This is a genomic window from Sphingobium sp. SA916, assembly GCF_002894065.1.
Classification (GTDB): domain Bacteria; phylum Pseudomonadota; class Alphaproteobacteria; order Sphingomonadales; family Sphingomonadaceae; genus Sphingobium; species Sphingobium fuliginis.
The window spans coordinates 1-9,203 of record NZ_LXYF01000094.1; the positions used below are offsets into that span (position 1 = coordinate 1).

The following is a 9,203-nucleotide window of genomic DNA, read 5'->3' on the forward strand; positions in this document are numbered from 1 at the left end:
AGACCATCGAACACCGACGCTTGCAGCACCGCAAGCTCGCCGCTTAATATCAACCCCAGGACGAGGCCCGCGCTCCGCTAATCTACGCCGCGATCTGCGCCAAATGTTCTGACGACAGACAGTTGAACGACCTGCTCCTCAATCTCGTCCAGGGCGCCAACAGCGCCGAACCGCCCCGTCGCGTACGTTATGAGGCCTGGCTCCCCAAGCTGGGCCTCAGCTATGATATCGCTCCGAATATGGCGTTGAGCCTGACGGCGCAACGCGGCTATAGGGCGGGAGGTTCGGGCTTCAACGAGCAGCGCGCGGAAAGCTATGATTTCGAGCCCGAGTACAGCACCACCTATGAATGGGCGTTGCGCTCGTCATGGTTCGGAAACCGGCTTTCGCTCAACGCCAATCTCTATCGTACCAACTGGAGGGACCAGCAGGTGCTGGTTCAACTGACCCCAGGAGCCCTTTACGACACCAGGATCATAAACGCGGGCAAATCCCGGCTCCAGGGCTTTGAGATGGAGTCGCATGGCGCTATCTCCCGAACGCTCACCCTGTATGCAGGCCTCGGATTTGGAAGCGCCCGGTTCAAAAACTTCCCCATCGCCCAAGGCAACACGCTCGAGAATAGCCAGAACAAGACATTTCCACGCGCGCCACGTTGGACGCTTTCAGGCAGCGCGAACTTCACTCATCCCTCTGGTTGGTCAGCGAACGTCAACGCCAATCATCGCGCCGCCTATTACCAGAATGTCATGGATCAGCGCGCTCGCGACATCCCTGCCCGGACGTTCGTCAACGCGAAGGTCGGATGGCAAGGAAAGCATATGGGGGCGTTTCTAACGGCCGCGAACATCTTCAATGTGCAGAAGCCAAACCAGTTTTTCGTGGATACCGATGGTCGCAGGCGCGGCACGTTGAACGCGCCGCGCATATTGGGCGTTTCGTTCGAAGGACAACTGTGAGTCGAGTCGAGAGCGTGGCGAGTTTCAATGCCCTGTCCGCAGCCATTGCCATTGAATTCGCGCGGCCACGATCAACAGCTGGGCCCGGCATCCAACAGTCTCCCCTCGTTTTTTTCCGCGAATTCTCTCTACACAGCCTAGGAAATTTCCGCCACAGACATGGTTAATGAGGGAGACTATCGGGAGGCGCATGTTGGACGATCGGATCGCCAAATTATCCGATGTGCAAAAGCGGTGTCTCCGCCTGACGGCGGAGGGACGAAGTTCGAAGGAGATTGCGCCGCTGGTGGGCCTGACTCATCAGACCGTCGACCAGTATCTTCATCGTGCCCGGATGATTTTGAATGCGGAGAATCGGCGCGAAGCGGCACGGATTTTCGTGGAAATCGACCGCGCAGTTCCGTTCAAACAATTTGAATTAAAGCCGACCGACGTTGAAATCCGCGAGGATGCAGGCATTTCCGAGGAACCGGTCGAGCGGCGACAGGCGCAGCCCAAGTCGCTCGGCCTTCCCCCTATCGGAGGTCCAACCAATGACCTGACACGCACTCAGCGCCTCATGGCGATCGGCAGGATCGCGCTCTTTCTGACGATCATCGTCCTGACGGTGATCATCCTCTTTGCGGCGGCACTCGACGCCCTGTCGAGATGACGCTCCGCTTCACGACAACCAGCTCTTACAAACGCACGCCCCAAGGGATGGTGCGAAGGAGACTTCATGACCGAATTCAATCCGCTGCAGGCCCGCAAGATCGTGACCGATCTTGGCCGGACGCAACTTCTGATCGATGGTGCGCTCAAGAAATTTTCCATGCTGACGACCGATGTGATCGAAGCCTTTTCCGAAGCAAAGCTGAGCGATGCGGCGGGCCAGCCTGCGCTCGAGGAACTGGCCGACGGCTTCAAGACCTTCGTGGAAGGCCGCCGCAACTTCGTGAACGCTCACAAGATGCTGATCGATATGAAGCAGGACTCAAACCTGCGCACCGTCGAAATCGGCTGTGACCCTGGCCCGCTATGCCCTTGGATCGCGCCGGAATCGCAGTTGCAACTGGTTGCCTAAGGGCTGCTTAGGTGCTTTGGCCGTCTTGCACAATATGGAAGACGGCCAGAGTTCATGCTTTTGATCTTGTATTGGATTATGACGCTATGCTGCTGTCTGTATGCCGCATGCGCAGGCGGTTCGGTAGGGCGCATCGGCGCGGGATTGATCGTGTTCAAGACAGTCGCGGGATTCTACACCTCGATCCTCGATCAGAGCTGGGGTCACACTCTTTACCCGGTGCTGTCTGTAGACGTGATATGTCTTGTGGCATTCGTCATTCTCGCACTTCAGAGCAACCGGCATTGGCCCCTTTGGACCAGCGGTTGCGCGCTCGCTGCTGTTGCGGTCCATTTGGGGTCAATCGCCCAGATCGGGATCGATCCGAAGATTTACCATGGTCTGAGGAGTCTATGGGCTTTTCCGATGCAGCTCTTCATGGTGCGCGGAATCGTGCTCGACATCCGATATCGGCGATCCTGCGCGAACATGGCTGCCAGAGCCTTGGCCTGATCCCTTATTTCGAAGCGCGCATGGCCGCGCTGGCCGAGGAACAAGTCCGCGTTCTATTCTTCAATGATGCTTGCGACGCCATAGCCGACGAACGCATCTGGCCCGGCACCGCAACGCATGTGGAGCTCCCTTTGGGCGAACTTGTGAGGCACGCCATAGCATGCGGATCGCCCATGCTTCTCTTCGCTCACAACCATCCCTCCGGCGTGCCCCAGCCTAGCCGGGCGGACGTTGAGTTCACGCGAAGGCTCGTCAGGATCTGCAAGGAACTGCAGATCAGGGTGCATGACCATATCATCGTCTCCCGGAACGGCTCGTTCAGCTTCCGGAACCTGGGCTATATGTAGCCCTTCTCCGCGCCTGCCCATCTGCCTTTCCCCTTCGACCGACGACGCATAGGTAGAATCCCGTATTACCCTCACGGGGGAAATATGTCCCTGGGAATTGCGACCAACCGAGAGGGTAGCGACAACAGAAATTTGCCAAAGCCTGATTTTGAATTAACGTAAGATAAGTCCGGAACCACAGCTAGCTAGATATGATGATGGAAGACGTTCGTGCGTTATTGGATGAGAAGATTGCCCAAAGCAAAGCCACCTATTCCGACATCTCGCGCCTGATCGGCAGAAATCCGGCTTATATTCAGCAGTTCATCAAGCGCGGGACCCCCCGCAGGCTGGATGAGCAGGACCGTCGAACGATCGCACGGTTCCTTGGCATATCCGAACATCTGCTCAGCGGGCTGCCGTTGGAAGGGGCCGAGCCCGCACCGCCTTCCAAACCGGCAAGGTCGGTCTCCGTGCCGAGACTTTCTCTGGGCGCTTCGGCCGGGGCGGGCGCGCTCGACATTGATGAAAGCGCATCCGACAGCGTGGCGATCGACAGTCGCTGGCTCCAGGACATCGGGGTTCGGCCGCCCTATGTCTCGATCATACGCGTCGATGGCGAATCCATGACCCCGACCCTGAACCATGGCGACGAGATCATGGTCGATCACAGCGACAATATGAGCAGGCTTCGAGACGGCATCTATGTCTTGCGCCTGGACGACGTGCTCCTGGTCAAGCGCGTTGCGATGGGGCTGCGACGCGACGAGTTCAGCATATTGAGCGACAACAGCCTCTATCCGAGCAGGACGAACGTCGATCCCGCGCTCGTCACTATTGTGGGCCGGGTCGTTTGGTCAGGGCGCATTTTCCGTTGATATGCGGCTAAGGCTCTGATGGAACGGTCGGCAAGTCGGCAATCAGATCGAGCAACTCAATAGGCGGCACGGCTGCTTGCCCAGGCAATGCGTCGATCGCCGCGCCCAGATGCGCTCCTGCTTGAGACAGGCCCAGTTCATCCAAAAAACTCAGGCACTTGTTCAGAATCTTGGCGATGTCCGCCACATGTTGATCCAGCTGCACTTCAACGCGCGAAGTTTGCAGTTCCTCCAGCGCTCGCTCTGAAGAACTACGCGCTTTTTCCGCTATTTCGGCCTTCCACCTCATGGAGCCCTGCTACTCCTGCCCAAGGCGAATGCGAAAATCTTTCGAATCCGAAATGGCCTGGTGAATGGTTCAAAGAGGATGAAGCCGATCAACAATAGCGCTGGCGCTCCGTGCAGCTACAGCCTGGCCAGCTGAATTGCAATTGAACCAAACAGGCAGCTGCCGTCCTCGACCCTTCCCGGTCACTCAGTCGCTGATTTGCAGCGCCCAAGCCCGGTCAGTCTGCTTTTCTATCCCGAAAGCTCAAGATGAGACTGGCATGGGACTTGGGAGGTCCACGGTGGCACTATTGGCAAGCGACTGATTCCGGACGGACCTTGCCGCGGTCACCTCCCATGGGGTGTCACGGCAGAACCCAATCACAGTTCGCCCTCAACATTCTCCGGCCGGGTTCATCAGACCGATATGGCGACGTAATCCATCGCTCTCATATCCGTCAGCAAATCGGGCCCGACAGGTTGCCAATCCAGCAATTCGCGCGTCTTCTTGCTCGAGGCTGGCATGTCGAGCGCCATAAACATCGCGAACCAGCCGAAGTGGTCCGGCCCATCTTCCGGAGGCAAGGAGATGACCCGCAAACCAAGTCCCTCGCCCACGACCTCAGCGATCTCGCGCGCGGATATGCCTTCTTCGGCAACAGCATGATAGCGCGCGCCCGCCTGTCCGCGTTCGATGGCGCGCGCAAACAGCTTGGCCACGTCAAGAACATGGGCGGCGGGCCAGCGATTGCTACCTTCGCCGATATAGGCAACGCTGCCTTTCTCCCGCGCGATCTGGATATAGGGCGTGATGAGGCCCTGCTTCACCGTGTTATGGACCTGCGGCAAGCGCATGACCGACACATTCACGCCGCTTTCGAGCAACGCCATCCCCGCGCGTTCCGAAGCGATCCGGGGATTGGGATGCGCAAGGTTCAACACATCCTCCAGGGCGGGTGTGCCATCCCCCGGGTCTCCCATGCCTGTTCCCGACGTGATGAGAAGGGGACGTGCGCTCCCTTTCAGCACGGAGCCTAGAACCTCGATTACGCGCCGATCCTTCTCGCAATTCGCAACGAAGTTGGAAAAATCATGATCGAACGCGGTGTGAACCACGGCATCGACATCGGCGGCCCCGGCGCGGATACTGTCCAGATCCTCCAGTGTCCCCCGATGTGCATGTGCTCCCGCTTCCTCGAGAGCTGCCGCACCCGCTTCAGAGCGCGTCAAACCCAACACCTCATGTCCGGCGGAAAGCAATTCGCTCAATACGCGCGAGCCGATGAAACCCGTCGCCCCCGTGAGAAAAATACGCATCAAAGATACTCCGATAGTGTGGGGAGCCTCTATCTGCCTCGATATCTTCCTGTTAAAGTAGTGAACTTATCATGGTATAAATCTAAACCGTCTGGACGTCTGGTGAAGATCGACAACGCTCTTGGCACATTTCTGCGCGACCGTCGCATGCGGCTCGACCCCGCAACTTTCGGATTTTCGACCGATCGCCGCCGAACTCCGGGGCTGCGCCGGGAAGAAGTGGCTCAACGCGCCAATATCAGTGCGACCTGGTATACCTGGCTCGAACAAGGACGGGGTGGGGCACCTTCCGCGGACGTGGTCGAGCGCATCGCAACCGGGATGATGCTGACCGAGCCGGAGCGAGAACACCTTCATATTCTTGCATTCGGCCATCCTCCCGAAGCCCGCTATAGCGAACCGGACGGTATTTCGGCCCGCTTGCAGCGCGTGCTCGATGCCATCCCCTTCAGTCCCGCGATGATCCGCACCGCGACCTGGGATATCGTGGCCTGGAACAAGGCCGCCGCCGCAATCCTGACCGACTATTCCACTCTCTCTCGGCGAGAACGCAATATTCTGCGGCTGATGTTCTCTGACTCCCGGGTCAAGGCCGCGCAGGAGGATTGGCGCAGCGTTGCACGGTTTGTCGTTGGCACCTTCCGGGCCGATGCGGCGCGAGCGGGCGCTGGTGCAGAAATCCGTCATCTCGTCGAAGAGTTATCCAACATGAGCCCCGAATTCGCGGCCCTGTGGCGCGACAACGAGGTTGTTGGCCATGGCGAAGGGGTGAAGCGCCTTCAGCATCCCGAGATGGGATCCATCGAATTGGAATTTTCCACTTTCGCAGTTGAGGGACGGCAGGATTTGGTCATGATGGTCTACAATCCGGCCTCCTCTGAAGTCGCCGCACGCGTGCAGGCCTACATCGAAACGCGTCCCAATCTCTGAGACTTGGTGCATGGACGCTATCTCCGGGATCGACCCTTGTCGGCCGTTCGGCTGCCATTTGTTGATGCCCAGCTACGGACGGTCAGCTTTTCCATCCTGAAACTTCAAAATGGCCGACGGAACGGCCTGTTCGGACGAGCTTTAGGAGCTTCGCGCGCCAGACTTTGCGAGCTCATCTGCAGTGGCTATAGCAGGCGCATGGTTTGTACAGCGCAAGTCGAAATTTCCATGCGCATCGTCGTGGAGCCTGTTTCCGGGGTCGCTACAGCTGCAGAGCAAAGACGGTCAGCCGTTGGATGCACGGCTCTCAGAGGCGGGCGAAGCGCTGGCCTTTGATTTTTCGGGTCGGGTCGGCGCTGGACCGAAATTCTTCGGCGAACAGGTCCGTCGCGAAGGACCTGAGCGCCGGTTCGTCTACATACGGGTCGGCAATTTGGCGGGTTGACCCTTCCTCGCCATGGTCACGACGGATCAAGGTCGACATCCACGACATCGACCAAGATCTGCTGGACCAGGCGATAGCGAAGAAAGCGTTACTCGAAACCACGATTATCGGCATCGGAAAAGACGGTAGCCCCGCTAGCGTTACTGTACGGCCGGCCGGATGGCGTATCGTCTGATCGCAGAACGACGCTGTCAGCACGCGAGTCAAGCGCGGCCTGCCCCGATGCACTATCCTGAATATTCGCTGATTCCTGGGTCGCGCCGCACTGCAGTTCGTCAGGCGACGGGAGCAACGCGGTGCTTGGAAAATCAGCCTGATCAGAAGCGCGTCAGCGCCGGCAAGAGGCGGCGCGGCAGTGCTTCTTTAGTTCGCCTTCGCGCGCGCGGCGAGTTGGCGCGCGGCGGCGGCGTCGGCTTGGGTCACGGTGCCGTCCTTGTCATTGTCCTGCTCGGCAAAAGCGCGCGTGCCCGAGGCATCATATTCGGCCTGGACGATCTTGCCTTCCTTATCCTTATCGAGCACGCCGAAGCGGACATGGGCCTGGCGGATCTGGCGCTGGCGTTCCTCCGCCTTTTTCTCGTCGCTCTCGGTTGAGGCAGCGAGCTGCTTTTCCAACCGGGTGCTATATTCGGCGACATATTCTTCTTCCGACAGGCCGCCATCGCCATTGGGGTCGGTGGCCTTGAAGCGAGCCAAGCGGCCAGCGTCGAACTCGGCGCGCGTGACTTGGCCGTCATGATTGGCGTCATAATCGTGGATGAAGGCATTGCCCTCATGCGGCGCCGCCTGAACCGAAAGGGCGGCGGCGAGCAGGAGGGCGGCGAGCGGGAGGCGATAGGTCATGTCTGTTCTCCTGAAAAGGCGCGCGCCTTAAGCCGCGTCGAAACTAAGTGTATAGGTATAGCTGCGATAGGGCGTTTCCGACCCGGCCGGCGCGGCGGCGCGATGGCGCACGAGGATGAGATAGGTGCCGGCATCGTCGGGCTTGACGCTGAAGCGGCCGCTGGCGTCGCTTTTGATTTGGGCAGCAACCTTGCGGCCGTCATGGGCGCCGGCGCTGCGGAACAGGGTGATGTCGGCGTTCGCGAGCGGCTTGCCGTCGAACAGCAGGATGAAGGCTGCGTCCGAGCCGGCAGCGATGCCGCTGGGATGGGTGACGGCCTGGATTTCCAGCGCCTTGCCCAGCGGCTTGAGCGCGCCGTCGGTCGGCTGGCCGCGCGTTACATAGGCTTCGGCCAGCGTCATGCTCTGCACGTCCACCTGCTGCGCGTTGGCGGACGGCTCGCTGCCTTCGCCGCGCATCTCCCATTTGTCGCCGACCTTGAACATCTTGCCCTTGCGGCCGGCGCGCTGGCCGGTGGTCACGCGATAGGTGCCGTCGATTTTCGTGTCGGCCTCGAAGATGCTGAGGTCGCGCAAATGGGTGACGGGGCCGGTCGGCAAATGCTTGCCGTCCGGGCCGACCAGATGGAAGGGCGCGTCGCGCATCGCGACTTCGGGCACGAATGCGTCTTCGGCGAAGGATGATTGGACGGTGATATGATCGCCCTTATCAATGTCGAACCGGGTGGGCAGGACATACGGCATATGGGCGTGCGCGACGGCAGCGCAGCCCAGCATCGCGGAGAAAATCGCTAAGCGGAATGATCGGTTGAGCATGTAAAGTCCCCCTTCGTTGCGCCGTCTACTATATCTAATGCGACTCACTTGCAATAAGGAAAAAATGCTGTTAGGTGCGGAGCCGATGCGGCGGTTTGGATTGCGCCGCCGGCCAGAAAGGGGGCCCTTGGCACATGGTAAAAAATATGACGGCGCTGATCGGAACGGCAGTTATGATGTCGCCCGCTGCGGCTTTGGCGCAAGAGCAGGGCGACGCGGTAACACGCATGGCGCTCGACCGGATGATCATCTCCGCGGGTGCCGAAAAGGTGGCGATCGACACGCCGCAGGCCGTGAGCGCGCTGGATCAGGAGGATATCGACCAGACCCAGGCCAGCACCATCGGCGATCTGCTGGAAGGCTTGCCTGGCGTCAATGTGCAGGGCGGCGTCGGCCAGCTGGGACAGGGGTTCAACATTCGCGGCATGGGCACGGCGATCGGCGATTCCGACAACCGCATCCTGCTGACCGTCGATGGCGTCACCAAATTCTATGAGCAATACCGCATGGGCGCGCTGTTCACCGAGCCGGAGCTGTACAAGCGGGTGGAAGTGTTGCGCGGACCGGCGTCATCGACGCTCTATGGAGCAGGGGCGCTGGCGGGCGTGGTCAATTTCACGACCAAGGATGCATCGGACTTCCTCAGCGAAGGCGATCCGCTCGCGCTGCGCCTAAAAGCGGCGACGGAAACCAATGCGCAGGCGCAGACGCTGTCGGGCATCGTCGCGGTGCAGCCGACCGAAGGTGTGCACGGCGGTGACAAACCAGGCCAATGGAGCGCCGGCAAATTGCTGAGCGCGGCGGAGTAAAAACCAGCCATTGGTAAGGTTGCTCTTTTTGGAGCGGCCGGGGATGTTTGCCGTGGAG

Annotated in this window: 13 protein-coding genes; 9 read left to right on the top strand and 4 right to left on the bottom strand. The window is 59.7% G+C overall.

Annotated features, from left to right (window positions below; all coding sequences use genetic code 11):
* Positions 1 to 122: 122 nt before the first annotated feature.
* The 5 genes from A8G00_RS23050 to A8G00_RS23070 all read left to right on the top strand — a co-directional run bounded on the left by A8G00_RS23050 (position 123) and on the right by A8G00_RS23070 (position 3,718).
* Positions 123 to 959 (top strand): TonB-dependent receptor, encoded by an 837-nt coding sequence (locus A8G00_RS23050; RefSeq protein WP_253258067.1) that lies wholly within the window; start codon positions 123 to 125, stop codon positions 957 to 959.
* Between the two features lie 190 nt (positions 960 to 1,149).
* Positions 1,150 to 1,611: a helix-turn-helix transcriptional regulator gene (locus A8G00_RS23055; RefSeq protein ID WP_052628129.1), complete on the top strand. Its 462-nt coding sequence runs from the start codon at positions 1,150 to 1,152 to the stop codon at positions 1,609 to 1,611.
* A 66-nt stretch (positions 1,612 to 1,677) separates the two neighbouring features.
* Positions 1,678 to 2,022: a hypothetical protein gene (locus A8G00_RS23060; RefSeq protein ID WP_044660754.1), complete on the top strand. Its 345-nt coding sequence runs from the start codon at positions 1,678 to 1,680 to the stop codon at positions 2,020 to 2,022.
* Positions 2,023 to 2,414: 392 nt separating this feature from the next.
* The gene (locus tag A8G00_RS25385) at positions 2,415 to 2,861 is read left to right on the top strand and encodes a JAB domain-containing protein (RefSeq protein ID WP_172451960.1); all 447 of its coding nucleotides are present in this window, start codon (positions 2,415 to 2,417) and stop codon (positions 2,859 to 2,861) included.
* Positions 2,862 to 3,055: 194 nt separating this feature from the next.
* Positions 3,056 to 3,718, top strand: coding sequence for a S24 family peptidase (locus A8G00_RS23070; RefSeq protein WP_103001800.1), 663 nt, complete (start codon positions 3,056 to 3,058; stop codon positions 3,716 to 3,718).
* Positions 3,719 to 3,725: 7 nt separating this feature from the next.
* On the opposite strand, the gene A8G00_RS23075 is transcribed toward A8G00_RS23070, so the two are convergent.
* Positions 3,726 to 4,007, bottom strand: a complete 282-nt coding sequence (locus A8G00_RS23075) for a hypothetical protein (protein ID WP_103001796.1) — start codon at positions 4,005 to 4,007, stop codon at positions 3,726 to 3,728.
* Between the two features lie 395 nt (positions 4,008 to 4,402).
* Positions 4,403 to 5,302, bottom strand: coding sequence for an SDR family oxidoreductase (locus A8G00_RS23080; protein ID WP_103001797.1), 900 nt, complete (start codon positions 5,300 to 5,302; stop codon positions 4,403 to 4,405).
* Between the two features lie 102 nt (positions 5,303 to 5,404).
* Here A8G00_RS23080 and A8G00_RS23085 point away from each other — a divergent pair, with 102 nt between their 5' ends.
* The 3 genes from A8G00_RS23085 (at position 5,405) to A8G00_RS25735 (ending at position 6,852) form a co-directional block, all read left to right on the top strand.
* On the top strand, positions 5,405 to 6,232 hold the full coding sequence (locus A8G00_RS23085) for a helix-turn-helix transcriptional regulator (RefSeq protein WP_301182323.1): 828 nt from the start codon (positions 5,405 to 5,407) through the stop codon (positions 6,230 to 6,232).
* 181 nt (positions 6,233 to 6,413) lie between these two features.
* Entirely contained in the window at positions 6,414 to 6,677 is a 264-nt protein-coding gene (locus tag A8G00_RS25730) for a DUF5990 family protein (RefSeq protein ID WP_253258068.1), read from the top strand.
* On the top strand, positions 6,565 to 6,852 hold the full coding sequence (locus A8G00_RS25735; RefSeq protein ID WP_253258069.1) for a DUF5990 family protein: 288 nt from the start codon (positions 6,565 to 6,567) through the stop codon (positions 6,850 to 6,852). Before A8G00_RS25730 ends, A8G00_RS25735 begins: the two co-directional genes overlap by 113 nt.
* Before the next feature lie 188 nt (positions 6,853 to 7,040).
* On the opposite strand, the gene A8G00_RS23095 is transcribed toward A8G00_RS25735, so the two are convergent.
* On the bottom strand, positions 7,041 to 7,520 hold the full coding sequence (locus tag A8G00_RS23095) for a hypothetical protein (protein WP_103001798.1): 480 nt from the start codon (positions 7,518 to 7,520) through the stop codon (positions 7,041 to 7,043).
* Between the two features lie 27 nt (positions 7,521 to 7,547).
* On the bottom strand, positions 7,548 to 8,336 hold the full coding sequence (locus tag A8G00_RS23100; RefSeq protein ID WP_103001799.1) for a DUF4198 domain-containing protein: 789 nt from the start codon (positions 8,334 to 8,336) through the stop codon (positions 7,548 to 7,550).
* A 146-nt stretch (positions 8,337 to 8,482) separates the two neighbouring features.
* Here A8G00_RS23100 and A8G00_RS23105 point away from each other — a divergent pair, with 146 nt between their 5' ends.
* On the top strand, positions 8,483 to 9,145 hold the full coding sequence (locus A8G00_RS23105) for a TonB-dependent receptor plug domain-containing protein (RefSeq protein ID WP_253258070.1): 663 nt from the start codon (positions 8,483 to 8,485) through the stop codon (positions 9,143 to 9,145).
* Positions 9,146 to 9,203: the final 58 nt, after the last annotated feature.

What these genes read in the sequence shown, in the direction of transcription:
- A8G00_RS23055 (WP_052628129.1), top strand. Translation starts at nt 1,150, where the DNA reads ATGTTGGACGATCGGATCGCCAAATTATCCGATGTGCAAAAGCGGTGT.
- A8G00_RS23060 (WP_044660754.1), top strand. Translation starts at nt 1,678, where the DNA reads ATGACCGAATTCAATCCGCTGCAGGCCCGCAAGATCGTGACCGATCTT.
- A8G00_RS25385 (WP_172451960.1), top strand. Translation starts at nt 2,415, where the DNA reads ATGGGCTTTTCCGATGCAGCTCTTCATGGTGCGCGGAATCGTGCTCGA.
- A8G00_RS23070 (WP_103001800.1), top strand. Translation starts at nt 3,056, where the DNA reads ATGATGGAAGACGTTCGTGCGTTATTGGATGAGAAGATTGCCCAAAGC.
- A8G00_RS23075 (WP_103001796.1), bottom strand. Translation starts at nt 4,007, where the DNA reads ATGAGGTGGAAGGCCGAAATAGCGGAAAAAGCGCGTAGTTCTTCAGAG.
- A8G00_RS23080 (WP_103001797.1), bottom strand. Translation starts at nt 5,302, where the DNA reads ATGCGTATTTTTCTCACGGGGGCGACGGGTTTCATCGGCTCGCGCGTA.
- A8G00_RS23095 (WP_103001798.1), bottom strand. Translation starts at nt 7,520, where the DNA reads ATGACCTATCGCCTCCCGCTCGCCGCCCTCCTGCTCGCCGCCGCCCTT.
- A8G00_RS23100 (WP_103001799.1), bottom strand. Translation starts at nt 8,336, where the DNA reads ATGCTCAACCGATCATTCCGCTTAGCGATTTTCTCCGCGATGCTGGGC.
- A8G00_RS23105 (WP_253258070.1), top strand. Translation starts at nt 8,483, where the DNA reads ATGACGGCGCTGATCGGAACGGCAGTTATGATGTCGCCCGCTGCGGCT.